Annotated in this window: 17 protein-coding genes; 11 read left to right on the top strand and 6 right to left on the bottom strand. The window is 69.0% G+C overall.

The window, feature by feature from the left end; translation table 11 throughout:
• The first annotated feature begins 134 nt into the window (after positions 1-134).
• The 5 genes from prpE to J5226_RS23075 all read left to right on the top strand — a co-directional run bounded on the left by prpE (position 135) and on the right by J5226_RS23075 (position 6,397).
• A complete protein-coding gene (gene prpE / locus J5226_RS23095; RefSeq protein WP_215837295.1) occupies positions 135-2,030 on the top strand; it encodes a propionate--CoA ligase in 1,896 nt (631 codons plus the stop codon).
• A gap of 139 nt (positions 2,031-2,169) precedes the next feature.
• On the top strand, positions 2,170-3,219 hold the full coding sequence (locus J5226_RS23090) for a suppressor of fused domain protein (RefSeq protein WP_215837289.1): 1,050 nt from the start codon (positions 2,170-2,172) through the stop codon (positions 3,217-3,219).
• 184 nt (positions 3,220-3,403) lie between these two features.
• Positions 3,404-4,291: a methylisocitrate lyase gene (prpB, locus tag J5226_RS23085; RefSeq protein WP_215837287.1), complete on the top strand. Its 888-nt coding sequence runs from the start codon at positions 3,404-3,406 to the stop codon at positions 4,289-4,291.
• 189 nt (positions 4,292-4,480) lie between these two features.
• Entirely contained in the window at positions 4,481-5,632 is a 1,152-nt protein-coding gene (gene prpC, locus J5226_RS23080; RefSeq protein ID WP_215837281.1) for a 2-methylcitrate synthase, read from the top strand.
• A 264-nt stretch (positions 5,633-5,896) separates the two neighbouring features.
• Positions 5,897-6,397, top strand: coding sequence for a hypothetical protein (locus tag J5226_RS23075; RefSeq protein ID WP_215837279.1), 501 nt, complete (start codon positions 5,897-5,899; stop codon positions 6,395-6,397).
• A gap of 108 nt (positions 6,398-6,505) precedes the next feature.
• Here the strand turns inward: J5226_RS23075 and J5226_RS23070 are convergent, their stop codons facing one another.
• The 3 genes from J5226_RS23070 to J5226_RS23060 form a co-directional block, all read right to left on the bottom strand.
• Positions 6,506-7,117: a glutathione S-transferase N-terminal domain-containing protein gene (locus J5226_RS23070; RefSeq protein WP_215837277.1), complete on the bottom strand. Its 612-nt coding sequence runs from the start codon at positions 7,115-7,117 to the stop codon at positions 6,506-6,508.
• Between the two features lie 186 nt (positions 7,118-7,303).
• Positions 7,304-7,762, bottom strand: coding sequence for a cell wall hydrolase (locus J5226_RS23065; protein WP_215837275.1), 459 nt, complete (start codon positions 7,760-7,762; stop codon positions 7,304-7,306).
• Positions 7,763-8,468: 706 nt separating this feature from the next.
• Positions 8,469-10,562: an NADPH-dependent 2,4-dienoyl-CoA reductase gene (locus tag J5226_RS23060; RefSeq protein WP_215837268.1), complete on the bottom strand. Its 2,094-nt coding sequence runs from the start codon at positions 10,560-10,562 to the stop codon at positions 8,469-8,471.
• A gap of 238 nt (positions 10,563-10,800) precedes the next feature.
• Between J5226_RS23060 and J5226_RS23055 the strand changes: the two genes are divergently transcribed.
• From J5226_RS23055 to fusA, 4 genes are all read left to right on the top strand, one after another.
• Positions 10,801-12,354 carry a hypothetical protein gene (locus J5226_RS23055; protein ID WP_215837266.1) on the top strand — a complete coding sequence of 518 codons (1,554 nt, stop codon included), beginning with the start codon at positions 10,801-10,803 and terminating at the stop codon, positions 12,352-12,354.
• Positions 12,351-13,391 carry a hypothetical protein gene (locus J5226_RS23050; protein ID WP_215837265.1) on the top strand — a complete coding sequence of 347 codons (1,041 nt, stop codon included), beginning with the start codon at positions 12,351-12,353 and terminating at the stop codon, positions 13,389-13,391. Before J5226_RS23055 ends, J5226_RS23050 begins: the two co-directional genes overlap by 4 nt.
• Positions 13,384-16,191 (top strand): AAA family ATPase, encoded by a 2,808-nt coding sequence (locus tag J5226_RS23045; protein WP_215837264.1) that lies wholly within the window; start codon positions 13,384-13,386, stop codon positions 16,189-16,191. Before J5226_RS23050 ends, J5226_RS23045 begins: the two co-directional genes overlap by 8 nt.
• Positions 16,192-16,772: 581 nt before the next feature.
• Entirely contained in the window at positions 16,773-18,836 is a 2,064-nt protein-coding gene (gene fusA, locus J5226_RS23040; RefSeq protein ID WP_215837263.1) for an elongation factor G, read from the top strand.
• 61 nt (positions 18,837-18,897) lie between these two features.
• On the opposite strand, the gene J5226_RS23035 is transcribed toward fusA, so the two are convergent.
• Together J5226_RS23035 and J5226_RS23030 are read right to left on the bottom strand one after the other, a co-directional pair.
• Entirely contained in the window at positions 18,898-19,914 is a 1,017-nt protein-coding gene (locus J5226_RS23035; protein ID WP_215837262.1) for a zinc-binding alcohol dehydrogenase family protein, read from the bottom strand.
• 165 nt (positions 19,915-20,079) lie between these two features.
• Positions 20,080-21,330: an SGNH/GDSL hydrolase family protein gene (locus tag J5226_RS23030; RefSeq protein WP_215837261.1), complete on the bottom strand. Its 1,251-nt coding sequence runs from the start codon at positions 21,328-21,330 to the stop codon at positions 20,080-20,082.
• Positions 21,331-21,455: 125 nt separating this feature from the next.
• Here J5226_RS23030 and J5226_RS23025 point away from each other — a divergent pair, with 125 nt between their 5' ends.
• Complete coding sequence (locus tag J5226_RS23025; protein ID WP_215837260.1) at positions 21,456-22,370, top strand: LysR family transcriptional regulator; 915 nt, start codon at positions 21,456-21,458, stop codon at positions 22,368-22,370.
• Between the two features lie 259 nt (positions 22,371-22,629).
• Here the strand turns inward: J5226_RS23025 and J5226_RS23020 are convergent, their stop codons facing one another.
• Positions 22,630-23,907: an MFS transporter gene (locus J5226_RS23020; RefSeq protein ID WP_215837259.1), complete on the bottom strand. Its 1,278-nt coding sequence runs from the start codon at positions 23,905-23,907 to the stop codon at positions 22,630-22,632.
• A 103-nt stretch (positions 23,908-24,010) separates the two neighbouring features.
• Here J5226_RS23020 and J5226_RS23015 point away from each other — a divergent pair, with 103 nt between their 5' ends.
• Entirely contained in the window at positions 24,011-24,925 is a 915-nt protein-coding gene (locus J5226_RS23015; RefSeq protein WP_215837258.1) for a LysR family transcriptional regulator, read from the top strand.
• Positions 24,926-25,956 lie beyond the last annotated feature (1,031 nt).

The raw sequence follows: 25,956 nt of genomic DNA, 5'->3' as shown, positions 1-25,956 counted from the left end.
GGGCCGCAAGGCTCCGGCGTCTTTCGTTTGTGCGCACGGGTTCGCGGCGCGGGGTGCGCCTAGACCATGGTCGTAACGCCCGGCGAGCGCGGCTTGGTCTAGCCTGCGGACGGGTGCCCCGCGAGATCGCCGCCATGCGTTACGAGGATTTCCACCGCCGTTCGATCGAACAGCCCGAAGCGTTCTGGGCCGAACAAGCCCAGGCGATCCATTGGCGCACGCCGCCGCAGCGCATCCTCGACTATTCCAAGCCGCCGTTCCGGCAGTGGTTCGCGGGCGGGGAAACCAATCTTTGCTACAACGCGCTCGACCGCCACCTGGACGAGCGCGGCGATCAGCTCGCGCTGGCGACGATCTCCAGCGAAACCGGGCAAACCCGCGAACTGAGCTATCGCGAGGTGCACCGCGAGGTCAACGTCTTCGCCAGCGCGATCCGCGCGCTCGGCGTCGGCCGCGGCGACCGCGTGGTGATCTACATGCCGAACATGGCCGAAGCGGTGTTCGCGATGCTGGCCTGCGCGCGCATCGGCGCGGTCCACTCGGTGGTGTTCGGCGGATTCGCCGCGCACAACCTGGCGCTGCGCATCGACGACGCCACGCCCAAGCTGCTGATCTGCGCCGACGCCGGCATGCGCGGCGGCAAAGTCATTCCCTACAAGCCCTTGGTCGATGCCGCCTGCGAAGAGGCGCGATCGCCGCCGCCGCACGTGCTGATCGTCAGCCGCGGGCTCGATCCGAATCTCAGTTTCGTCCCCGGCCGCGACGTCGATTACGCGGTCTTGCGCGCGCAGCACGAAGGCGCCCAGGTCGAGGTCGAATGGCTCGAATCCAACGAGCCCAGCTATCTGCTCTACACCTCCGGCACCACCGGCAAGCCCAAGGGCGTGCAGCGCGACGTCGGCGGCTACGCGGTCGCGCTGGCCTTGTCGATGTGGGCGATCTACGACATCCGCGCGGGGCAGACGATGTTCTCCACCTCCGACGTCGGCTGGGCGGTGGGCCATTCCTACAACGTCTACGGCCCGTTGATCGCCGGCGCGACTTCGGTGCTGTACGAAGGCCTGCCGACGAATCCCGACCCCGGCGTGTGGTGGAGCATCTGCGAGCGCTACGGCGTGCGCACGATGTTCTCCTCGCCCACCGGCATCCGCGTGCTGAAGAAGCAGAACGCGGCGTGGCTGAAGAAACACGATCTGTCCCAGCTGCAATGGCTGTTCCTGGCCGGCGAGCCGCTCGACGAGCCGACCGCGCACTGGATCACCGACGGCATCGGCAAGACCGTCATCGACAACTACTGGCAGACCGAGACCGGCTGGCCGGTGCTGGCGCTGATGCCGGGGTTGGATCTCAAGCCGGTCAAGTTCGGCTCGCCCGGCTTGCCGATGCCGGGCTATCACTTGCGGGTGATCGATGAGGCCGACGGCCACGATGTCGCGCCGAACGAGAAGGGCGTGCTGGTGATCGTGCCGCCGCTGCCGCCGGGCTGCCTGACCACGGTGTGGAACGACGACGCGCGCTTCCTGTCGAGCTATTTCGGCCATTTCAAGGAATTGCTCTACAGCTCGCTGGACTGGGCGATCCGCGACGAGGACGGCTACACCTTCATCCTCGGCCGCACCGACGATGTCATCAACGTCGCCGGCCATCGCCTGGGCACGCGCGAGATCGAGGAATCGGTGGCCAGCCACGCCAGCGTCGCCGAGGCGGCGGTGATCGGCGTGCGCGACGAGCTCAAGGGGCAGGTGCCGGTGGTGTTCGCCACGTTGAAGGCCGGCGACGCGCTGGATCCGCGCGCGGTCGCCGCCGGCATGCAGGACTGCGTGGTGCGCCAGCTCGGCGCGGTGGCGCGGCCGGCGCGCGTGTATGTGGTCGGCGCCTTGCCCAAGACGCGCTCGGGCAAGCTGCTGCGGCGCTCGATCCAGGCCTTGGCCGAACGCCGCGACCCCGGCGATCTGTCCACGCTCGACGATCCCGGCGCGCTGGAGGAAGTGCGGCTCGCGCTCGAACGCGGCGCCGACGCGGGCGGGTGAGCGCACGCGTCAGCGTGAACGCGAGCGAAAGCGTTCGCCCGCGCAACATCGGCGTTGACGCCATTTTTCCTCCGCGGCGTTAGCATCGCGGCAACGGGCGGGCTGCGACCCGCCCTCGATTCTGCGAGGCACGCGCGCAATGCAATACACCAGCCCCTCCGCCTCGGACTCCGACCTCGGCCCGGCGCAACGCGCCGAGGAACGCGCTCCCGGTTGGGACGCCATCAATCACGCCTTGAACCGCGTCTATCCGCGCCAGTCGCCGTGGCACTCCAGCGCGCCGCCGGGTTCCTCCGCGCCGTTGCCCGGCATCAGCGCCTACAAGCGGATCACGCCGCTGCCGCATTGGCATTTCGTCACCTACGGCTTCAGCGAGTTGTTCGACAAGCGCAGCGACGAAGCCGGGGTCAGCGGCTACGGTTTCGAGCTGACTTTCCGTCTGGCCAACCCCGACGACGCCGAGGAACCGCCGCGCTGGGCGCTGAACTTCTTGCAGAATCTGGCGCGCTACGTGTTCGACAGCGGCCACGGTTTCCATGCCGGGCACTACCTCAGCGCCGGCGGACCGATCGCGGCCGACAGCGACAGCGCGATCCGCGCGCTCGCCTTCGTCTACGATCCGGAGCTGGCGCCGATCGACAGCGAGAACGGGCAGGTCGAGTTCCTGCAGATCGTCGGCCTCACCAACGAGGAAGAGTTCGCGCTCAAGCGCTGGTCGACGCTGAAGGTGCTGGAGGTTTTCCACGACAGCCTGCCGCTGTGGATCACCGATCTGGAGCGCGGTTCGCTGCTGGCCGATCCCGAGATCGCCGCGCGTCTGGCCGAAGGCTCGGCGCGCGAGGGCTCGTCGGTGGGCAGCATCTACGCCGATCAGGTGAGTTGGGAGCAGCGCAAGCGCCTGCTGCGCGCGCCGGTGACGGTGCTGACGCTGAGCGCGCGCCAGATCGGCGAGCTGCTGGCCTTGCTGCCGCTGCGGCTGCCGTTCGGGCATGCCTTCAGCGCGATCGGTCCGGACGCGCGCGTGGTGTTCGAGCCGGCCGCGCGCGGCAACGAGGCGCTGATCGCCGACGGCGTGCTGCATCTGCGCCTGGACGAGCGGGCGGTGCGCAGTCTGGTGCAGCGGCTGCGCGCGCAAGCAGGCAGCTACGAAGTGGAAGGGTTCGCGGCCTTGCAGGTTCAGGTGCGCTGAGGGCGGGGCGCGGGCGGGAGCTCCGGGCTCGCCGTCGATGCGCCGGAACGCTGGCATTCCTCAGCCCGGTTTGCGCATTCAGCCCATTCGCCCCCGGCCGGGCCGGACCGCGCGCCGCCGGCCGGCGCGCGCGGCGGGTTAAAATGGCCGGATCGCCCCGCCCGGGGCACCCGGAGTCAGACAGATGTCCCAGCTCTCCGCCGGCGCCAAGTTCCGCGCCGCGCTCGCCGCCGAATCGCCGCTGCAGGTGATCGGCGCGATCAACGCCAACCACGCCTTGCTCGCCCAGCGCGCCGGCTACCGCGCCATCTATCTGTCCGGCGGCGGCGTCGCCGCGGGCTCGCTGGGCTTGCCGGACCTGGGCATCAACACGCTCGAAGACGTGCTGATCGACGTGCGCCGCATCACCGACGTGTGCGACCTGCCGCTGCTGGTCGACATCGACACCGGCTTCGGCCCGAGCGCGTTCAACATCGAGCGCACGGTCAAGTCGCTGATCAAGGCCGGCGCGGCCGCTTGCCACATCGAGGATCAGGTCGGCGCCAAGCGCTGCGGCCACCGTCCGGGCAAGGAGATCGTGTCCGCCGGCGAAATGGCCGACCGGGTCAAGGCCGCGGCCGACGCCAAGACCGATCCCGATTTCTTCCTGATCGCGCGCACCGACGCCATCGCGGTGGACGGCGTGGACGCGGCGATCGAACGCGCCATCGCCTGCGTGGACGCCGGCGCCGACGGCATCTTCGCCGAGGCCGCCTACGATCTGGCGACGTACCGCCGCTTCGTCGACGCGGTCAAGGTGCCGGTGCTGGCCAACATCACCGAGTTCGGCCAGACCCCGCTGTTCTCGCGCGAGGAGCTGGCGTCGGCCGGCGTGGCGATCCAGTTGTTCCCGCTGTCGGCGTTCCGCGCCATGAACAAGGCCGCGGAGAACGTGTACGAATCGATCCGCCGCGACGGCCACCAGAAGAACGTCGTGGACACGATGCAGACCCGCGCGGAACTGTACGACCGTATCGGCTATCACGCGTTCGAGAACAAGCTCGACGCGCTGTTCGCCAAGAAGAGCGGCTGATTTTTCTCCTCCCGCGACGCGGGAGACACCCCGTTTTTCCTTTTCCCGCATCGCGGGAGAAGGTGGCCCGAAGGGCCGGATGAGGGCGCGCGGAAACGGCGCCGCCACGCCAGCCGGATTCGCGCGAGCCCTCACCCCAACCCTCTCCCGCCCGCGGGAGAGGGAGACCGAACAAACCGAGGAAGGACCATGAGCGATACCCAATCGACCCTGCCCAAGCCCAAGAAATCCGTCGCCCTCAGCGGCACCGCCGCGGGCAACACCGCGCTGTGCACCGTCGGCCGCAGCGGCAACGATCTGCACTACCGCGGCTACGACATCCACGATCTGGCGACTAAGGCCACCTTCGAGGAAGTCTCGCACCTGCTGGTCCACGGCGCGCTGCCGACCGCTTCGCAGCTCAAGGCCTACAAGACCAAGCTCAAGCGCCTGCGCGGCCTGCCGGCGATCGTGACCGAAGCGCTGGAACTGGTGCCGGCCAACGCCCACCCGATGGACGTGCTGCGCACCGGCTGCTCGGTGCTGGGCACGGTGCTGCCCGAGCGCGAAGGCCATCCGGCCAGCGAGGCGCGCGACATCGCCGACCGCCTGATCGCCAGCTTCGGTTCGATGCTGCTGTATTGGTGGCACTTCACCCGCAACGGCCGCCGCATCGATTGCGAAACCGACGACGACTCGGTCGCCGCGCACTTCCTGCACCTGCTGCACGGCGAGCCGCCGAGCCAGCTGCTGGCCGATTCGCTCGACAAGTCGCTGATCCTCTACGCCGAACACGAGTTCAACGCGTCCACCTTCACCGCGCGCGTCATCGCCGGCACCGGCTCGGACCTGCATTCGTGCATCACCGGCGCGATCGGCGCGCTGCGCGGCCCCAAGCACGGCGGCGCCAACGAAGTGGCGATGGACATCATCTCGCGCTACGACAGCGCCGATGCGGCCGAGGCCGACATCCGCGCCCGGGTCGAACGCAAGGAGATCGTGATCGGCTTCGGCCACCCGGTCTATACCGTCGGCGATCCGCGCAACCCGATCATCAAGGACATCTCGCGCAAGCTGTGCCAGGACGGCGGTAACCAGACCTTGTTCGACGTCAGCGAGCGCATCGAGACGCTGATGTGGGACATGAAGAAGATGTTCCCGAACCTGGATTGGTACTCGGCCTCGGCCTATCACATGATGGGCATCCCGACCCCGATGTTCACCCCGCTGTTCGTGATCGCCCGCACCACCGGTTGGAGCGCGCACGTGATCGAGCAGCGCGAGGACGGCAAGATCATCCGTCCCAGCGCGAACTACACCGGCCCGGAAGACCGCGCATACGTGCCGATCGACAAGCGCTGAGCGCGCGAGGGCCGCGCGCAGCGGCTTAAACGCAAGACGCGATAGAAAAAGGCCAGGCGCGAGCCTGGCCTTTTTCGTGGGCGCATCGCTGCAGCGAGCGTCGGTGGTTGACCTCGGTCCGCATGCGGCTAACGTCGAATGCGACACAGAACGGATGCGCGGCGCGATGGCATAGTCCGGTGCCGCCAGGCATGCGGCGGGTTCGCGGCGTTGCTTCGACGGCGGACGCGCGCGACACGCAAGCAGCGAGCACGAGGAGTAGCCATGCGCGACAGCGACGTTCCGGTGAAGACCAACGAAGGCCGCGACGAGATCGAACACCGCACGCGCAAGCTGCCGCCGATGTTGCGTTCGATCCTGCTGATCGTCGACGGCGAACGCAGCGCGCGCCATCTGCGCGAACTGGCGGTCAGCCTGCACGGCCCGGCCGATGCGCTGGAGCAACTGGAACAGATGGGCTTGATCGCGTCCTCGGCGGCGGTCGCCGCGAGCTTGGCCGCGCAAGCGCCGGCGCGCGCGGCGGCGGCCGAAGCGACGCCGCTGTCGGCGCCGGCGCAGCGCTATCAGGCGCTGTATTCGCTGATGAGCGAGGCGGTGCGCGATCACCTCGGCCTGCGCGGCTATTTCCTCCAGCTCAAGATCGAGCGCTGCACGAGCAGCGACGAATTGGCGGCGTTGCTGCCGGAGTTGAGCGCGGCCTTGGCGAAGGTGCGCAAGGACGATGTCGCCGCGCAGATCGAGGCGCAGTTCGCGCCGGGCGCGTAGCGCGAGCGCGGCGTCGTCGCGCGCGCGCGCGGCGACTTAAAACCAACGTATAAAAAACGGCTCCTCCCGATGTCTCGGGAGGAGCCGTCGTGTTTCGCTCAACGCGGGTTACGCGAGGCCTTCGGCCTTCAGCGTCGCCTGCACGCCGCTGTCGGCTTCCATGCGGCGCTTGAACGCGGCCAGATGCTCGTAGCCCGACAGATCGACCTTGGTCGAGTCGGCCCAGCGCAGAGTGATGTAGAGATACGGATCGGCGTAGCTGCGGAAGCCGGCCAGCCACTGGCGATCGGCGAGGCGCTGATCGGCCGCGGCGTACATCGCGCGCAGGCGCTCGCGCGCGTGCTGGCGCACGACGTCGGCCTGAGCGGGATCGGGATGGAACTTGCCCGGCGCGAAGATCGGCACGAACGCCGGATGGAGGTCGGAGTTGCAGAACGCCAGCCAACGCGCGGCCTCGGCGCGCTGTTGCGCGCTGCCGTCGCCGGCCAACTGCGCTTGCGGGAAGGTGTCGGCGATGTAGCCCATGATCGCCGCGTTCTGGGTCAGCACGAAATCGCCGTCGACCACCGCCGGCACCGCGCCGGCCGGATTGATCGCCAGGAACGCGGGCGCCTTCATCGTGTCCTTGTCGAGGATCTCGACTTCGTACTTGCCGCCGGTCCATTGCAACGCGATGTGATCGGCGGTGGAGCACGCGCCGGGCTTGCTGTAGAGCTTCATCAGTGGCGACCCTCTGGTAGTGGGGCGGCGACTATCGCCGGTCGAAGGGCGATGCTCAAGCAGGCGGGTGCAACGGAGCGTTACGGGGTGGAGCAGGGGAACAAAGGGAACAGGGAAAGAGGGGAATGGAGGAGGCTACGGCGATCTCGCCATTCCCCTCTTTCCCTGTTCCCTTTGTTCCCGCGCTCAGCCGCGCCGCGGCTTGAGCGCCTGCACCTTGTAGAACGTGTGATCGCCGATCGTCGCCACCTGATAGGCGTTGCGCCACGAGGGGCTGGCGATCGCGTGCGCGGCGAAGTGGCTCGCGCCGGGCACGATCTCCTTGCGCTTGCCGGCCGGCAAGGCCCAGTTGCGCTCGGCGGCCAGGGCCACGTTCACGGACTCGGCCCAGGCTTCGGAATTGCTCAGGCGGGTGCCCGGCGAGACCAGGGTCGGGGCGAACTGCTTGTTGGCGGTGACGACCTCGCACACGGTGTCGCCCCACAGGCCGCTGTCGCGGCGGCGCAGGGCCACCTCGGCGACGGCTTGTTGGCCGCGTTGGGACTGGTCGCGGGCTTCCAGGTAAACGGTGGTGCTCAGGCACAGCGAATCGGCGGTCTGCGGCGGAAGCACGGAGGCCAGCCACAATATCCAAGCCAGTTTCATATCGGACTCCTTGCTCCGTTGCGTCGGGCCGCACTGGGACGTCCATCCTCCGCAACGGAGGAAAGGGACAGCGGTGAGGCCGACATGGCGTACTGGGGAGGGCAGCGGCTCTAACGGCGCGCTTTTGCCCCGTCACCGGGACCGGGGGCAAATGAGCGCCCGGGGCGGTGGTGGGTGCCGCCTTCTGCAGGGGGCGGCGGAAAAGTCGGCGAACGGTAGCGACGCGAATCCAAACCGACACTGAATGACGAAATCCAAGTTTCTAATTTGGTTGGAGTTTTTATTCTGAACAGGCGCTAGGTGCTTGGTTCTGAAAGGCTTTGTGCCGGCACGAAGCGTGCCTAGGTTGTCTCACCCTTGTGTGAGCGAGCTGGTTCAGCAAAGTCGCGGAGGGTGGTTTGGCGTCTCCGGGCGACGGTGGACTCGGGTTGGGGTGGGATTTTGGGCCATGAGGGTCAAGCCAACCCCACCGATTGGGGTAAGCAGTCACAGACAGCCCCACAGAATCCGGTCGGGGGTGGGGATTTCGACCCGCCGCGGGGGCTCGGGCTCGCCTTGTAGGAGCGACGCGAGTCGCGACCGCGACAACGCAACCGCGACGAAAGCTACGACGTAGTTGCGTTGTCGCGGTCGCGACTCGCGTCGCTCCTACAGGGCAAGTCCGGGGCGATTCCACACATACATATATATGTGTGGATCGCGCGGCTCAGAGCTGCGCCGCGAGCCGGCTCGCCTGCGCGATCGCGCGCTTGGCGTCGAGTTCGGCCGCGACGTCGGCGCCGCCGATCACGTGCACCGGCCGGCCGCTGCCGGCCAGCGCGTCGGCCAGCGGTTTGTACGGCTCCTGGCCCGCGCAGATCACCACGTGATCGACCGGCAGCACCTGCTCGCTGCCGTCGATGCGGATGTGGAAGCCCTCGTCGTCCACGCCCACGTATTCGACCCCGCCGAGCATGCGCACCTGCTTGGCCTTCAAGGTCGCGCGGTGGATCCAGCCGGTGGTCTTGCCGAGCTTCGCGCCCGGCTTGCCGGCGCTGCGCTGGAGCAGCCAGACCTGCCGCGCCGGCGGCTCCGGCCGCGGCGCGGTCAGGCCGCCGCGGCTGTCGGCGTAATCCAGGTCCACGCCCCATTCGGCCCGCCACTGCGCCGGGTCCGGGTAATGCGGGGCGTCGTCGCCCGAGTGCGGGCCGGCGTGGACCAGGAACTCGGCCACGTCGAAGCCGATGCCGCCGGCGCCGACGATGGCCACGCGCGCGCCGGGCACGATCCGGCCCTGCAGCACGTCGAGATAGCTCACCACCTTGACGTGGTCGCTGCCGGGGAAATCGACCTGACGCGGGCGGATGCCGGTGGCGAGCACGACTTCGTCGAAACCGGCCAGCGCGGCCGCGTCGGCGTCGGTGTTCAAACGCAGCTCGACCCCGGTCTGCTCGATCCGCCCGGCGAAGTAGCGCAGGGTTTCGTAGAACTCCTCCTTGCCCGGAATCCGCTTGGCCAGATTGAACTGGCCGCCGATGCGCGCGGCGCGGTCGAAGAGAGTGACTTTATGGCCGCGCTCGGCCGCGACCGTCGCGCAGGCCATGCCGGCCGGGCCGGCGCCGACCACGGCCACGCGCTTGGGCGCGGCGGTGGGGCGGTAGTTGAGCTCGGTCTCGGCGCAGGCGCGCGGGTTGACCAGGCAGCTGGCGTGCTTGTTCTCGAACACGTGGTCCAGGCAGGCCTGATTGCAGCCGATGCAGGTGTTGATGTCGGCGGCGCGGCGGTTGCGCGCCTTGTTGACCCATTCCGGGTCGGCCAGCAGCGGCCGCGCCATCGACACCATGTCGGCGTCGCCGTCGGCCAGGATGCGCTCGGCCACGTCGGGCATGTTGATGCGGTTGGTGGTGACCAAGGGCAGCCGCACTTCGTCCTTGAGCCGCCCGGTGATGCCGGTGAACGCGCCGCGCGGCACCGAGGTGGCGATGGTCGGCACCCGCGCCTCGTGCCAGCCGATGCCGGTGTTGATCAGGGTCGCGCCGGCGGCCTCGATGGCGCGGGCCTGGGCGATGACTTCGCTCCAGGTCGAACCGTCCTCGACCAGATCGATCATCGACAGCCGGTAGACGATGATGAAATCCGGCCCGCAGGCCTCGCGGATGCGGCGCACGATCTCGACGCTGAAGCGATAGCGCTGCGCGGCTTCGCCGCCCCAGGCGTCGCGGCGCTTGTTGGTGCGCGGCACGGTGAACTGGTTCAGCAGATAGCCTTCCGAACCCATCACCTCGACGCCGTCGTAACCGGCCTCGCGCGCCAGCCGCGCCGAATTCACGAACGCCTTGATCTGCCGCTCGACCCCGCCGGCCGACAGCGCGCGCGGGGTGAACGGGTTGATCGGCGCCTTGAGCTTGCTCGGCGCGACCTGCAGCGGGTGATAGCCGTAGCGGCCGGCGTGCAGGATCTGCATGCAGATGCGGCCGCCGTGCTCGTGCACGGCGCGGGTCACCTGCTTGTGCTTGGCGCCTTCCCAGGGCCAGCTGAGCTTGCCGCCGAAGGGCTTGAGCCAGCCGACGATGTTCGGGGCGAAGCCGCCGGTGACGATCAGGCCGACCCCGCCGGCCGCGCGCTCGGCGAAATAGGCGGCCAGCTTGGGGAAGTCGGCGGCCTTGTCCTCCAGCCCGGTGTGCATCGAGCCCATCAGCACCCGGTTGGGCAGGGTGCAAAAGCCCAGGTCCAGCGGCGCGAACAGGTGCGGATAGAGCGGGTGCGGGGCCGTTTCGGCGGACGCGGCGGAAGCGGGAGCGGTCGGGGCGGCCGTGGTCATTGCTGGCTGGATACGCTGGCGTATGGATTGCGCACGATGCCGGGAAAAGCCCTGGAATTCAAGGGGGAAACGTCGGTTCCGGCGGACGCGTGCGGGGTTTTTCCGAAGCCGAACGGCACTTTCGCAGCGCCGGCTGTGCAAACCGCGCGAAGACAGGCACGCCGCCGCGGCCAACGCAACGGTTGTCACGCCCCCGCCGCATCGCCGAACATGCCCGACCCACCGTAGTCCGCCTTACATGGACGCAGCCGCCGAACCCAGCCTCCAGGACTACCTGCGCGCCGACATCGTCGCCGCCGATCTTCCCGACCTGCAGCCCCTGCTGGGCGCGCGCGATCTGCTGCGCGCCTTCTCCACCTTGTTCCACGGCGGCGAAGAGTCGGTGATGGTGCGGCTGCTGGTGCTGCGCGCCATCGGCGAGCGCGGCGAGGCGCCGGACTGGAGCCCGCAGGAACTGCGCGAACACTTCGCCTACCTCGACCCGGTCAAGTTCGACACCGTCATCGGCCGCCTGCGCGACAACGACTTGCTGCTGTGGGACGGCCAGACCCAGCGCTACCGCATCAGCCCCGCCGGCCGTCAGGCGCTGGCGGCGATCGGCCTGCTGCTGCAGTTCAACCGCGAAGGCGACGAACTGGCCTACGTGACCGCGCAGATCGCCGCCGGCCAAGCGGTCGGGCGGGTGCGTTCGGACGACCTGCAACATCTGCTCTCGCGCTTGAACGAATTGCGCGAGGACTTCGATCAGGCGGTGCTGTCGGGTTCGGAACACCGCATCCAGCGCGCCGCCGGCACCTTGCAGCACGCCTGGCGCTGGATCGAAAAAGGCACCCAGATCGTCGAGGAGATCTCCGCCGATCTGGAACTCGACAGCCACACCCACCGCGTCGCCCAGCAGATCGGCCGCGCGCAGAGCGCGATGCTGCGTCAGGCCTCGGTGTTCCAGCGCGCGCTGAGCCAGCTCGACCGCCACCGCGTGCATCTGGGCGCGAGCGGTTTGTCCTCGTCCGACGTCAACCGCTACCTGCGCGAACTCGACATCGATTCGCTCGCCGGCATCGCCGACGACTTGCTCACCCGCACCGCGATTCCGGCCTTCCTGCTCGCGCCGATCGCGCTGGACGTGGCCGAGTACGAGTTGGTCGAACGCGAGCGCGAAGCGCGCGAGGACCAATCGCTGCCGCCGGCGCAGGCCGCGCCGAGCGCGGAAGGCTCGCCCGCGGCGGCGACCGATTTCGGTTTCGCCGAGAACTGGCTCGACCAGCTCACCGCGCTGGCCGGTGGGCCCGCGGCCGACGACGCGTCGCTGCCGTCGGCGGTGTTGGCCGAAGTGGTGCCGCACGACAATTTCTCGGTCAGCGCGTATCGCTTGTCGCTGCTCGGCCTGATCGGCGACCCCGGCGCGGAGAACCGCGAAGGCGTCAGCGCCTCGATGGCGCGGCTGCCGCTGGCGTGGCGGGTGGAGCCGGTGTTCGAGACCGTCGGCCATTCCGGCGTCGCCTACATGAGCCGCGGCCGCCTGGACACGCTGAGCGAAGAAGACCTGCTGCGCGCGCGTCAGCCGCGCAAGCGCAAGGCCGTGGCGGAGGAGGGCGAAGACGCCGCCGCCTCCGCCGAGGCCGCTTCTGCCGAAGCTGCGCCGCCGAAGAAGCGCAAGCGCGCCGCCGGCCGCGACGCCGCGGACAGCGAACACGACGACCACGAACACGACGACAAGAAGACCGCCGAAAGCGGCGCCGCACCCAAGCGGCGCGCCAAGAAAGCGGCCAAGGACACCGTACCCACCGCATGAACGATCCCATCGCCTCCCTGATCGCGCGACTGCTGGCCGAACGCTGGCTGGCGCGCGACGACGCCGCGGTCCGCGAACTGCTGACCGACGCCGAACTGCGCAACGACCTCGACCGGCGCCTCGCCTCGGTCGGCATGCGCCTGCTCGAACATCCGTATGCGGCGCACATCGCCGTCGGCATCGCCCGCCCGCAGGAATCGGCGGTGTTCGGCAGCGCCAAGGCCTGGTCTTCGACCAACCTGCAGCTCGACCGCGACGCCATCGCCTTGCTCGTGGTGCTGTGGGCGCTGCTGGTGCTGCCCAAGCGCCAGCGCCAGATCGCGCGGCAGAAGGCCGACCGCGATCAGGACCAGGAGCAGATGTTCGCCGAGCTCAAGCCGGTGCCGGTCGGCGCCGAAGTGGTCGAGCCGATCAACGAACGCACGCTGATGGCCGACTTCGGCGAGAAGCTCGGCGGCAAGACCCGCATCCAGTTCAACCTGGGTTCGCTGGCGCGGCAGGGCTTCATCCTGCGGCGCAAGGAAAAGATCCACGAAGGGCCGATGCTGGACTTGGCCTTCGATTACGAACGCATCGCCGGGCGGGTGATGGACGGCGCGCTGTCGTTCGTCGTCGCCGAGGCGCGCCAGCACGCGCTGGAGATGGCCGAACGCGAAGCCGCCGATGCGCTGCTCGAGGAAGGCGAGGGCGCGAGCGCGGCCGAACTGGCCGACGCCGCGCTCGCCGCGGCGGGTTTGCAGGCCGACGATTACGACGCGTTCCAGGCGGCGATCGAAGCGGTGGAAGGCGCCGATACGTCCGATGCGGACGAGGTGCTGCCCGAAGCCGTCGCGGCGGCGACGGCCGTCGTCGCCGGCGAAGCGGTCGATGCCGATGAGGCCGCGGCCGCGGACGTCGTCGCGGCCAGCGACGAAGCCGCGAGCGCGAGCGCGCCCGCCGCGGACGCGGCATCGCCCGATGCCGGCGCATCCGCACCGCAGGACGATCCTGCGTCCCCCGACACCGTGAAGCACGAGGAGGCCGCGGCCGATGTTTGAGTTCCGCTCGCTCGAAGTCGTGCACTGGGACTACTGGCAGCGCTTCCAACTGCCGCTGGACGCGTCCATCGTCACCGTGGTCGGCCCCAACGGTTCGGGCAAGACCACCTTGCTCGACGCGCTGCGCACCCTGTTGGCGATCGAAGACCGCGACACCGCGCGCGACTACAAAACTTATCTGCGCCACAACGGCAAGCCGTACGCGTGGCTGCGCGCGGTGGTCAGCAACAGTCCGGACCGCCGCGGCGGCCGGCCGTTCTTCCCGATCAAGGACGATCAGGTCACGCTCGCCTGCCGCATCCGCAAGCGCGGCGGCGACTGGAGCCGCGATTATCAAATCGTCGGCGGCGACGTGCCGGTGGAAACGCTGGAACAAGGCGGCGAATGGCTCGGCGTGCGCGATTACCGCGTGCGTCTGGCCGGCGCCGGTTTGACCCGCGCGATCTGCCGCGTGCTGACCCTGGAGCAGGGCGCCACCGACAAGCTCTGCCAATACTCGCCGCGCGAACTGCTGCAACTGATCTTCGACGTGTTCGAAGACAAGGCCGTGCTCGACGACTACCAGCGCGCGCGCACCGAGCAGTTCGACGTCGAAAAAGAACTGCAGCAGCTCGGCCAGGACTTGGCCGGCCTGCACCTGCGCCTGGAATCGGCCAAGGCCGACGTGCGCTCGTTCGAGGAATACAACGCGTTGCGCAACCAGCGCCAGCGCCTGGAAACCGAGATCGCGCCCAAGGTCGAACTGGCCGATCAGCGCAATGCCATCGAAGGCGCCAAGCCGCGCCTGACCGGCCTGCGCCGCGCGCTGCGCGAGCGCGAGCGTTCGCTCGACGACATGCAGCGCGAGGACGCGATCGCCTCGGGCGGCCGTGAGTCGCTGGTCGAAGCCATGCGCGAGGCGCGCCGTCAGGTCGGCGCCAGCGAACAGGCCTTCACCCAGGCCCGCGACGCCGCGCGCGATGCCGAAATGCTGGTCAAGCGCCGCGACGAGTTGGCCAAGCTGCAAGCGCAGCGCGGCGAGCTCGACGTGGATTCGCTCAGCGCCGCGGTCGAAAACGGCCGCCGCCGCCAAGCCGAACTCAAGCTGGAAGCCGAGCGCGACCGCAAGCGCGCCGGCGAACTGGCCGCGCAGCTGGCCGCCCTCAGCGGCGGCGGGCGCATCGTCGAGCCGTTCGAACGCGATTTCCGCGCCTCGCTCGACAAGGCCAACATCGATCACCGGGTGCTGACCGAACTGGTCGAGATCGTCGATCCGCAATGGTCGGTCGCGATCGAAGCGGTGCTGGCGCCGTACCGGCATCTGTTGGTGCTGGAGAACCCGAGGGACGCGCGCGCCGCGTGGCAGCTCGGCGAAAGCCAGCAGTACCGCCACTTCATCGTCGCCGAGCGCGCGCCGGTGCCCAAGCCGAGCGCGGGCTCGTTGCTGGAAGTGGTGCGCTTCTCGGCCGATCCGCCGGCGTGGCTGCCGCGCCAGCTCGACCGCATCCGCCGCGTCACCGACATCGAACACGGCTCGCGCCTGCCGGCGCAGCAGGACTGGATCACCCAGAAGGGCTATCTGCGCGAAAGCCGCGGCGGCCGCCACATCGGCGGCAACCAGCAGCACTTCGGCAGCGGCGCGCGCCAGTCGCAGTTGGCCGAGCTGCGCGCCGAACAGGAAACCATCGCCCAGCGCGCGCACGCGCGCGAAGCCGAGCTGCGCGAACTGAGCCAGCGCGTGGACGCCGACCAGTCGCGCCTGCTCGGCCTGGACGCGACCCAGGAACTGGTGACCCGCGCCGGCGAATTCGCCGCTGCCGCCGAACGCCTGCCGGAACTGGCCGAAACCGCCGGCGCCGCCGCGGCCGCGCTGGCGCAGGCGCGCGCGCGCATCGACGAAGCCGGCGATCAGGACAAGGCCGAAGGCATCGCCGCGGCCAAGCGCCAGGGCCAGATCGACGCGCTGGCGCGCGAGTTGCGCGAACGCGCGCAGCAGATCAACGGCGAGCGTCAGAGCCTGATCCAGCGCATCGTCGATTACCGGCGCAAGCGCGGGATCATGCCCGAGTCCTGGCGCACCGCGGCCGCGCTGCACGCCGCGCGCGAGGAGTACGAAAGCGCCTCGGCGGTGCGCCGCGAGATGGAGCGCATCGACGACCGCCTGGAACGCGGCGGCTTCGTCGTCGACGAATCCTGCGTCCCGCTGCGCGACAAGATCGGCGCCGACCACGACGATCTGGCCAGTTCGATCATGCGCCGCGAAGGCCATCTCGACCGCGCCAAGCGCCTCACCGAGGAAGCGCGCGGGGCCTACATCAACGTGCTGCGCGCGACCGTGCGCCGCTACAAGAAGAATCTGTCCGCGCTCGGCGAACTGGCCGGCATCGGCGTCGACGCCGACATGCCGGAGTTGGCCAACAACGACGTCGCGCTGGCGCAGGCCGGCCTGTCGGTGCGCTTCGATTTCGACCGCAAGGGCTGGATCGGCCTGGACGACGGCGAAGCCTCCGGCGGCCAGCAGGTGATGAAGTCGCTGCTGCTGTTGGTGGCCTTGCTGCGCGACGAGGATCAGCCGGGCGGCTTCGTGTTCATCGACGAACCGTTCGCGCACCTGGACGTGTTCAACATCGAGAAGGTCGGCCGCTTCCTGCGCGCCACCGACGCGCAGTACATCCTGACCACGCCGATCACGCACAACCTCAACGTGTTCGATCCCTCGGATCTGGTGCTGACCACGAGCAAGCGCCGCGGCGGCAACACCTGGGCGGAGCCGGTGGCGGTGTTGAAGCGGCAGGTCGAGAAGACCGGCAAGGCCGCGTAAGTTCGCCATCCCCCTGTAGGAGCGGCGCGAGCCGCGACCGCGACAACGCAACTACACCGCAACCTTCGTCATGGTTGCGTTGCCGCGGTCGCGGCTCGCGCCGCTCCTACAGGGCCCGAACGGAGCGTCGCGGGATCGCGCGATTTGGAACGATAAATCCCACGGCGCGGGCGCCCGCGCCGCTTGACTCCCGCCGCGCCGCCCCTACGATATGCACACGCAACACCCACCCCTTTCCTCAGGCCATCCCGTCATGCAGCGCTTCCCGCTCCTGATATCGCTGAACGCCCTGCGCGCGAGCGCGGGCCGGGTGCGCCTGCCTCCTGCGATCTTCGCTTCGCGGTCTTACTGACCGGCGTCGCTCGAAGTCGTACGAAACAAGCACCCGACCGGGTGCTTTTTTATTGCCCGCTTTTCGCGAAACCGCCGGCCGATGCCGGCTTCCCCTCTAACCGAAGCAAGCGAAAACCCAAGGAGAACGTGTCGTGAATACCACGGAAGACACCCAAGCCTAGCCGCGCGTCCCGTCGCCAACCGGGTCGCGCGGCGACCCGTACGTTGGCCACGAATGCGAGCTTTTTATGAACACCCCGCTTGTCAGCAACACCCCGATCACCCGCTGGCGCAACCTCGGCATCATCGCCCACGTCGACGCCGGCAAAACCACGCTGACCGAACGCCTGCTGTGGAAAACCGGCGCGATCCATCGCACCGGCGAAGTCCACGACGGCGCCGCCACCACCGACTTCGATCCGATCGAACGCCGCCGCGGCATCACCATCGGCGCGGCCGCCGTGCAAGCGCGCTGGACGCCGCACGACGGCGCCGAGCATCGCCTCACCGTCATCGACACCCCGGGCCACATCGACTTCGCGATCGAAGTCGAACGTTCGCTGCGCGTGCTCGACGGCGCGGTCGCCGTGTTCAGCGGCGTCGACGGCGTGCAACCGCAATCGGAAACCGTGTGGCGCCAAGCGCGTCGCCACGGCGTGCCGCTGATCGCGTTCGTCAACAAGATGGACCGCGTCGGCGCCTCGCTGGACCGCACCTTGGCGCAAATGCGCGACAAGCTCGACGCGGTGCCGTGGGCGCTGGGCGAAACCGTCGGCGCGGAATCCGAGCTGAGCGGCTGGATCGACTACGTGGCGCGCGAACGCGTGTCGTGGGACGACGCCGGCACCCTGTCGCGGCAGGCCTGGACGAACGAAGACGCGGCTCGTTTCGAGCCGGCGCGCCAGCGCCTGATCGAAGCGGTCGCCGACCACGACGACGCGCTCGCCGAGGCCTTCCTCGACGGCCGCGCCATCGACGTCGCGCTGCTCAAGGCCGCGCTGCGCCGGGCCACCTTGGCCGGCGCGGGCACCCCGGTGCTGGCCGGCTCCGCGTTCAAGAACAAGGGCGTGGAACCGCTGCTCGACGCCGTCGTCGATTACCTGCCGTCGCCGCTGGACCGGCCGGCCGTGCGCGCGCAAAGCGAACGCGGCGAGGTCGAACTGGCGCCCGACGGGCAAGGTCCGCTCGCCGGTCTGGTGTTCAAGATCGTGCAGCAGGAGCACGGCGCGCAGACGTTCGTTCGTCTGTACTCGGGCACGCTGCGGGTCGGCGACACGGTGTGGGCGTCGCGGCGCGAAAAGGCGTTGCGCGTCGGCCGTTTGCAGGTCGTGCAAGCCGACCGCGGCCAGGACGTGGACGTGGCGTACGCGGGCGAAATCGTCGCGGTCGTGGGCTGGAAAGACGCGATCAGCGGCGAGACGCTCAGCGACGCCGGCGAGCGTTTGGCGCTCGACAGCATCCAGGCGCAGCCGGCGGTGTTGTCGTGGCGTTTGACCGCGGCCAAGTCCAGCGACTTGATCCGTCTCGGCCAGGGGTTGGCTAGCCTGGCCCAGCAAGATCCGTCGTTCCGTGTCGGTACGGATGCGGATACGGGCGAGACCTTGGTCTGGGGCATGGGCGAGCTGCATCTGGAAGTGATGGTCGATCGCCTGCGCGAGCTGTGGAACGTCGAGGTGCGCACCGGTTCGCCGCGCGTGGCCTATCAGGAGACGCCGAGCCGCGCGGTGCGCGGCGTGGAAGGCAAGCTGTCCAAGCAGACCGGCGGCAGCGGCCAGTTCGCGCGCGTGGTCATCGACGTGACCCCGCGCGAGGACGGGCAGTTCGAGTTCGTCGACCGCACCGTCGGCGGCGTGGTTCCGCGCAACTTCGTCGGCGCGACCGAGAAGGGGCTGCGCGCGGCGCTGGCCGAGGGGCCGCAAGGCTTCCCGGTGGTGGGCCTCACCGTCGCGTTGACCGACGGCGAAACCCACGCGGTGGACTCCTCGGAGCAGGCGTTCCAACGCGCCGCCGCCGATGCGCTCAGGGCCGCGCTGGCGCAAGCTGGCACGACCTTGCTCGAACCGGTGATGGCGCTGGTGGTGGACACGCCCGCGGCGAACGTCGGCGACGTGGTCGGCGACTTGCAGCGGCGTTCCGGTCGCGTTCTGTCCATCGAGGACAAGGGCGGCCGCAGCGACGTGACGGCGCGCGCGCCGTTGGCGCAGTTGTCGGGCTATACGACGACGCTGCGTTCGCTGAGCCAGGGCCGCGCGTCGGCGTCGATGGTGTTCGACGGTTACGAAGTCGCGCGTGGTTTGCCTAAAGCCGCTTAAGGCGCAGCAAAACGAAAGGGGCCGGTTCGCCGGCCCCTTTTTCTATGCGCCGATGGCTGCGTTACCAGCCCGCCAACACCAGCTTGCCGATGGTCGTGCCCGATTCCAGCCGGCGGTGCGCCTCGCGCAGCGTCGCCGCATCGATGCGGCCGAGGGTTTCGGTGTGCGTGCCCTGCAGTTCGCCGGCGTCGATCAACTGCGCGACGCGGTCGAGGATCTTGCCTTGCTCGATCATGTCCGGCGTGCGGAAGCGCGGCCGCGCGAACATCATTTCCCAGTGGATGCCGATGCACTTGAGCTTGTACGGATCGCCGATCTTGAGCGCGCCGGCCGGCTCCACGATCAGACCGACGCTGCCCTGCGGCGCCAGCAGTTCGCCCAGTTCGGTCCAGTAACGGTCGGTGTCGGCGAGGTTGATCGCCGCTTCGACTTGTTCGATGCCCAGCGCCTTGAGCTGCGGCGTCAGCGGCTGGCGATGATCGATCACGTGGTCGGCGCCCATCTTGCGGCACCACTCGACGGTTTCCGGGCGCGAGGCGGTGGCGATCACCTCGAAGCCCGCGCGCTTGGCGATCTGGATCGCGATCGAGCCCACGCCGCCGGCGCCGGCGATCACCAGCAGCTTGTTGCCGCGCCCGCCGTTCTCGCTGTCGAACGGCATGCGCTGGAACAGCAACTCCCACGCGGTGATCGCGGTCAGCGGCAGCGCCGCGGCCTGCGCGGCGCTGAGCGATGTCGGCGCCGCGCCGACGATGCGTTCGTCGACCAACTGCAGTTCGCTGTTGCTGCCCGGGCGGGTGATGTCGCCCGAGTAATAGACCTTGTCGCCGACCTTGAAGCGGGCGACGTTCTCGCCGACGGCCTCGACCGTGCCGGCGGCGTCGTAGCCGAGCACGCGCGGCTGCGTTTCGACCTGCGGCTTGGGCGAGCGCACCTTGGTGTCGACGGGATTGACCGAGATCGCCTCGACCCGCACCAGCAGATCGTGGCCGCCGGCGACGGGCGCGGGCAGTTCGACGTCGGTCAGCGACTGCGGATCGTCGATGGGCAGGTAACGGGTGAGGGCTACGGCTTTCATTGCGGACTCCGGGAGCGTGGGGTGTGGGAGCGGCTTCGTCGGGGCGAAACCGGATTGTGGGGGGATGGGGCGTAGGAACGAGTGGAGAGAAACGAGAAACGCGTGGCGCGCCCGGTTTTACTCGTTCCTCGTTCCTCTTCGCTACGTTCCTTGCTTCAAACTCGTTCAGCGCGCCCCAAACAGGACCGCCTCATCCAGCGAATCGGCCATCGCGCGATACCCTGCGTCGCCCGGATGCAGGCGGTCGCCGGAATCGAAAGCGGCCTGCATCCGCGCGGGGTGCTTGGGGTCGCGCAGCCGCGCGTCGAAATCGGCGACGGCGTCGAATTCGCCGCTGGTGCGGATCCAGCGATTGACCTGCTGGCGGACCTTTTCCTTGTCGGCGTTGAAGTAATGCTTGACCGGCGCATCGGACAGCGCATCCTCGAACGGGGTGAGCGTGGCGCCGACGATGCGCACGCCGGCCTGGCGGGCGCGCGCGATCAACTGGCGGTAGCCGTCGATCAGGCGTTGCGCGTTCATCGCTTCGCGGGTCGGCTCGAAGCTGCTGCCGGGCCAGCCGATGTCGTTGATGCCCATCAGCAGCACCACGGTATCCGGGCGCTGGGCCAGCACGTCGCGCTCGAACCGCGCCAGCGCGCTGACGCCCATGCCGTCGTTCAACACCTGCGCGCCGGAGATGCCGGCGTTGAGCACGGCGATGTCGCGCTCGGCCAGACGCTGGGCGAGGAAATCCGGCCAGCGCTGGTTGCGGTTCGGCGTGGACGCGGCGCCGTCGGTGATCGAATCGCCGAACGCGACGACGGTGCGGGTGGGGCGCGCGGATTCGACGTAGACGCCGCTCAAGTACGGACGGCTGGAGATCTTTTCGGCGCCGTCCAGCACGGGCTGCGCGGCGCGGTCGCCGCGGGCGAGGTAGGCGTCTTGCGATCCTTCCCAGTGGAAGCTGCGCAGCGCGGTGTCTTGCGGCAGGTACAGGCTGACCGCGAGTTCGGCCAGCGCCGGCGCGCTGAGTTCGACCGGATCGCTGAGCACCGGCGCGCCCGGCAACAGCACCACCGAGGCGCGGCCGCCGAAGGTCAGCGCGCGGTCGCTGCCGGCGTCGGTGCGATCGGCGCCGAGGCTGCGGGCGATGCGCGCCGCGCCGATGGTCACCGGCTCGCGGCCGTAGGCGTTCGACAGCGCGATGCGCACGCGCTGGCCACCGACGCTGATGCGCGCGACTTGGCGGATGGTCTGGTCGCGCACCCGGTCCGGCGCGTTGTTGGGCAGAACGAAACCGGCGCCCCAGGTGGCTTGCGGGCTGGCGGTCCAGGTGCCGACCCAGCGCGCCGGCTCGGCGGCGCGGGCGGGGGCGAGCAGGGACAGGGCGAGCGCGGCGGCGGCGAGGGCTTGGCGCGGAAGCGGAGCGTTCATGGGCGGGAACCGTTGAGGCGTCGGGGATTCGACGCGAGGCACGTTAGGCTCTTCCGAAATGGCGCAGTAGCCGGCGCGATCGCATAGGATTCATTCCAAACCGGAATGAAGAGCGGGAGACCCCGATGGACACGCTTCGCGGCATGCGGACCTTCGTGCGCGCGGTCGAGCTGGGCAGCCTGTCGGCGGCGGCGCGCGAGTTGCGCACCACCCAGCCGACGGTGAGCAAGCAGGTCGCCGCGCTGGAACGCGAACTCGGCGTGCGCTTGCTCCAGCGCAGCACCACTCATCTGGCGCCGACCGAACAGGGCCGGCGCTTTTACGAACGCGCGCGGCGGGTGCTGGAGGAATACGGCGAGGCGGTCGACGACGCGCGCGGGCTCAGCCAGACCCCGGCGGGGCTGCTGCGCGTGGCGGCGTCGGTGAGCCTGGGCGTGCTGCATCTCAACCGGTTGGCGCAGGCGTTCCTGGCCTTGCATCCGCAGGTCGAGATCGAGCTGATCCTCAACGACCGCTACATCGATCTGGTCGAGGAGGGCATGGACGTGGCGCTGCGGCTCGGCGCCAGCTTGCCGCCGAATCTGGTGGCGCGGCGCGTGGCCGCTTCGCCGCGCGGCTTGGTCGCCTCGGTCGAGTACCTGCGCGCGCATCCGCCGTTGCGCGAACCGGCGGATGTCGCCGCGCACAACTACCTGCGTTACGCGGGCGCCAGCGAAGCCTTGGAACTGACCGGGCCGGACGGGCGCACGCTGTCGCTCGCGGCGAACGGACGGTATCGGATCAACAATTCGCTGGCGATCCGCGAAAGCTTCGCCTTGGGCGCGGGCATCGGTTTGGCGCCGGCGTGGTTGGTCCAGGATCTGATCGATGCAGGCCGGTTGAGCTGGGTCTTGCCGCAGTGGCGCGCGGCTTCGCACGATGCGTACGTGGCGTATCCGGCGCGGCGGCATCTGCCGGCGCGGACGCGGGCGTTCGTGGATTTCCTCGCGCGCGAGGTGCCGGGGTTGCCGGGGTTCGAGGCGGTGCCGGAGAACGTTTGAGTCGGTGCCGCCGTCGTTGGGGCGACGGCGGGTTTCGTCTTCGCTTCGGTTACGGCGGGCGTTCGGAAGTTCGAGAGTCATGTCGCGATGAAGCCCTGGATCCCCGCGTTCGCGGGGACGACGGTCGGGGTGTTCCGCTGAGCGCTGCTTGCGTCGCAGCGGTTTTCGTCGCTTCTTGCCGTGGTTCCGGCGAACGCGGCTGCGCTCTTATTTCGGCGAAGCCGAGCATTCGGCGCCTTCGCTCGTCGGGCGCTTGGGATCAATTCGCGCAAGCCGCGGCGGCCCGCCCCGTACTGCGCGGCGCATCGTCCACGGCCCGCCCGTTCGCATCCAACTTCGCCGCCACCAAGGCCAGCGCCAAGCCCGACACCGTCACCAACGCCGCGACCCAGGTCACCGCGCCGAGCCCCGGCCCGTGCTCGATCACCGCGCCGCCGAGCCACGCGCCCAGCGCATTGCCGAGGTTGAACGCGCCGATGTTGAGGCTGGAGGCGAGGTTCTGCCCGGCCGCGTCGGTCTTCTGCAACACCCACAACTGCAGCGGCGGCACCGTCGCGAACGCGGCCACGCCGAGCAAGCCGACGAAGGCGACCGTCGCGACTCGGTTGTGCAGCGCGAATGTCATCACGCCCAGCACCAGCGCCAACGCGACCAGCGTGCCGATCAAGGCCGGCGCCAAGCGCTTGTCGGCCAAACGTCCGCCGATCAGATTGCCCAGGATCATGCCGCCGCCGAACACCAGCAGGATCGGCGACACTGCTGCTTCACCGAAGCCGCTGAGGGTGGTGAGGATCGGCTGGATGAAGGTGTAGACGGTGAACACGCCGGCGAAGCCGAGCACGGTCATCAGCAAGCCGAGCAACACTTGCGGATGCAGCACCGCGCGCACTTCGCGGCGCAGCGCTACCGGTTCGGGCTTGCTGCGGTCCTTCGGCACCAGCGTGGCGATCACCAGCGTCGCGATCACGCCGATTACCGCGACCGCCCAGAACGTCGAACGCCAGCCGAAGTGCAGGCCCAGCCACGCGCCGGCCGGCACGCCGAGCAGGGTGGCGACCGTCAGGCCGGTGAACATGATCGAGATCGCCGACGCCTTACGGTCTTCCGGCACCAAGCCGGTCGCGACCACCGCGCCGACGCCGAAGAAGGTGCCGTGGGCGAGCGAGGTGATGACGCGCGCGATCATCAGCACTTCGTAGTTCGGCGCGATCGCGCAGACGATGTTGCCGAGGGTGAAGATCAGCATCAGCGCGACCAGCACCGCCTTGCGCGGCATCCGCCCGGTGGCGACGGTGAGCACCGGCGCGCCGACGAACACGCCCAGCGCGTAGCCGGAGATCAGCAGCCCGGCCGCGGCCAGCCCGACCTGCAGATCGGCGGCGACCTGCAGCAGCAGGCCCATGATGACGAACTCGGTGGTGCCGATGCCGAACGCGCCGACGGTCAGCGCGTACAGCGCTACCGGCAGGCGCGCGCGGCCGCCCGCGGCGGGCGCGGCGGGCGCGGCGACGGCGGCGGAAGAGGAGGGGGCGTGCATGGGACGCATCCGGGAGGAGAGGGATGCGGCAGTCTGGGTCGTTGCATCTTGTGGAAAAACCGGCAGGATGGCGAATCACTCTTAACCAAAAATTGAAAATCCCGTGGACCGGATCGCCGACCTGAACCTGTTCCTGCGGGTCCTGGACCTGGGCTCGATCAGCGCCGCCGCGCGCAGCCTGGACCTGTCAGTGGCGGTGGCCAGCCAGCGGCTCAAGCGCCTGGAGCGCGACCTGGGCGTGCGCCTGCTGCACCGGACCACGCGCCAACTGCACGCCACCGCCGAGGGCCAGGCCCTGGCCGACCGCGGCCGCGCCCTGATCGAGGAACTCGAAGGCCTGACCGACGACCTGCGCCGCGCCGGCAGCGAGCCGGCCGGCCTGGTGCGCGTGACCACCTCGGCCTCGTTCGGCCGCATGTACCTCTCGCCGCTGCTGCCCGAGTTCCAGCGCCGCTACCCGCTGGTGCGGCTGAGCGTGAACCTGAGCGACGAGAACCTGGACCTGATCGCCTCGGGCATGGACTTGGCGATCCGCATCGGCGCCTTGAGCGACTCGAGCTTGGTCGCGAGCAAGCTCGCCGACAACCGCCGCGTGCTGGCCTGTTCGCCCGAGTACCTGCGCCGCCGCACCGCGCCGCGGGTGCCGCAGGATCTGACCGAACACGAATGTCTGCTGCTGGTCGGCGCGCAGAGGCGGATCGAGGACTGGCGCATGCTCGACGCCGCCGGGCGCGAGACCGTGGTGCGGGTCAACGGGCGTTTGGAGAGCAACTTCGGCGAAGTGCTGCGCGATGCGGCGTTGGCGGGGTTGGGGATCGCGCATTTCTCGGTCTGGCACGTGCACGAAGACTTGCGCGCGGGGCGGCTGGTGCAGGTGTTGCCGCAGCACCGATTGCCGGATACCGCGATCCACGCGGTGATGCCGCAGCGGCGTTACGTGCCGTTGCGGGTGCGCGCCTTCGTCGATTTCGTCGCCGAATCGTTCGGCGACGTGCCGCCGTGGGAGCGGCACGCGTGAGCGTTCCTGCACGCCTGTAGGAGCGGCGTAAGCCGCGACCGCGCCGCCACAACGACGGCGTCGCTTCGGTTGTCCCTGTAGGAACTGCGCAAGCTGCGACCGCGCCGGTGCAACGACGCCGCAACTTCCGTTGCCTCGTTGTTCTGGCGAGAGTCGTAGTCCGCTAGCCGTTAGCCGTTAGCCGTTAGCCGTTAGCCGCTGCCGCTCCCGTTGTTGCTGTTGACGCTGCTGTTGTTCTTCGCTTGGACGTATCCCCGCCCGAGGCCCACGTCCCAAAGCCCCGGAGGGCGCGCGCATGGATGCGCGCGTGCGCCGTAGGGGCATGGATGCCCCTTACGGCGCAGCCCCGCGCCGGGTGCTGGACCTAGTGGCTCTTGATTCGAAAACAGGGAAAGCGCCTTTCTTTGGTTACTTTCTTTGGCAAGACAAAGAAAGTAACTCGGCCGCTTGCGGACGAAAGCTTTAAGCGTTTGATCTTCGCTTGTCGTCGTGCGTCTCTTGCCAGAGAAAGCGGAAGCAACATCAAAATGGATTCCGGCTTTCGCCGGAATGACGGAGTGTGAGCTGCGTTTCTCGCACGTGGCGGAACACCCCACCCACCGTCATTCCGGCGAAAGCCGGAACCCATTTTGACTTTGCTGTGGGTTCGCTCTCAACGCAACAACGAGTGACGACAAGCGACAATCCAAAGCGTTCCGTCCGCAAGCGGCCGGGTCACTTTCTTTGTCTTGCCAAAGAAAGTAACCAAAGAAAGGCGCTTTCCTTGTTTTCGAATCAAGAGCCACTAGGGCTCATGGCGGCGCGGGGCCGCGCCATAAGGGTCATCCTGACCCATGGCGCGCGTGCGCATCCATGCGCACGCCCTTCGGGGCTGCGGGGCGTGGGCTTGGGTCGGAGATCCGTCAAAGCGAAGGGCAACGGCAAAATGGATTCCGGCTTTCGCCGGAATGACGGGTAGGTGGGGGCGTCGTCATTGCGGTGGCGCAGTCGCAGCTTGCGCAGCTCCTACAGTCGGAAACGAAACCGGCCGG

The sequence above is a fragment of the Lysobacter sp. K5869 genome (assembly GCF_018847975.1).
Lineage (GTDB): Bacteria > Pseudomonadota > Gammaproteobacteria > Xanthomonadales > Xanthomonadaceae > Lysobacter.
The sequence above is the reverse complement of the archived record's forward strand: the minus strand, read 5'-3'. Positions and strand labels throughout refer to the sequence as shown.

What these genes read in the sequence shown, in the direction of transcription:
- prpE (WP_215837295.1), top strand. Translation starts at nt 135, where the DNA reads ATGCGTTACGAGGATTTCCACCGCCGTTCGATCGAACAGCCCGAAGCG.
- J5226_RS23075 (WP_215837279.1), top strand. Translation starts at nt 5,897, where the DNA reads ATGCGCGACAGCGACGTTCCGGTGAAGACCAACGAAGGCCGCGACGAG.
- prpC (WP_215837281.1), top strand. Translation starts at nt 4,481, where the DNA reads ATGAGCGATACCCAATCGACCCTGCCCAAGCCCAAGAAATCCGTCGCC.
- J5226_RS23035 (WP_215837262.1), bottom strand. Translation starts at nt 19,914, where the DNA reads ATGAAAGCCGTAGCCCTCACCCGTTACCTGCCCATCGACGATCCGCAG.
- J5226_RS23045 (WP_215837264.1), top strand. Translation starts at nt 13,384, where the DNA reads ATGTTTGAGTTCCGCTCGCTCGAAGTCGTGCACTGGGACTACTGGCAG.
- prpB (WP_215837287.1), top strand. Translation starts at nt 3,404, where the DNA reads ATGTCCCAGCTCTCCGCCGGCGCCAAGTTCCGCGCCGCGCTCGCCGCC.
- J5226_RS23020 (WP_215837259.1), bottom strand. Translation starts at nt 23,907, where the DNA reads ATGCACGCCCCCTCCTCTTCCGCCGCCGTCGCCGCGCCCGCCGCGCCC.
- J5226_RS23090 (WP_215837289.1), top strand. Translation starts at nt 2,170, where the DNA reads ATGCAATACACCAGCCCCTCCGCCTCGGACTCCGACCTCGGCCCGGCG.
- J5226_RS23065 (WP_215837275.1), bottom strand. Translation starts at nt 7,762, where the DNA reads ATGAAACTGGCTTGGATATTGTGGCTGGCCTCCGTGCTTCCGCCGCAG.
- J5226_RS23055 (WP_215837266.1), top strand. Translation starts at nt 10,801, where the DNA reads ATGGACGCAGCCGCCGAACCCAGCCTCCAGGACTACCTGCGCGCCGAC.
- J5226_RS23025 (WP_215837260.1), top strand. Translation starts at nt 21,456, where the DNA reads ATGGACACGCTTCGCGGCATGCGGACCTTCGTGCGCGCGGTCGAGCTG.
- fusA (WP_215837263.1), top strand. Translation starts at nt 16,773, where the DNA reads ATGAACACCCCGCTTGTCAGCAACACCCCGATCACCCGCTGGCGCAAC.
- J5226_RS23060 (WP_215837268.1), bottom strand. Translation starts at nt 10,562, where the DNA reads ATGACCACGGCCGCCCCGACCGCTCCCGCTTCCGCCGCGTCCGCCGAA.
- J5226_RS23070 (WP_215837277.1), bottom strand. Translation starts at nt 7,117, where the DNA reads ATGAAGCTCTACAGCAAGCCCGGCGCGTGCTCCACCGCCGATCACATC.
- J5226_RS23050 (WP_215837265.1), top strand. Translation starts at nt 12,351, where the DNA reads ATGAACGATCCCATCGCCTCCCTGATCGCGCGACTGCTGGCCGAACGC.
- J5226_RS23030 (WP_215837261.1), bottom strand. Translation starts at nt 21,330, where the DNA reads ATGAACGCTCCGCTTCCGCGCCAAGCCCTCGCCGCCGCCGCGCTCGCC.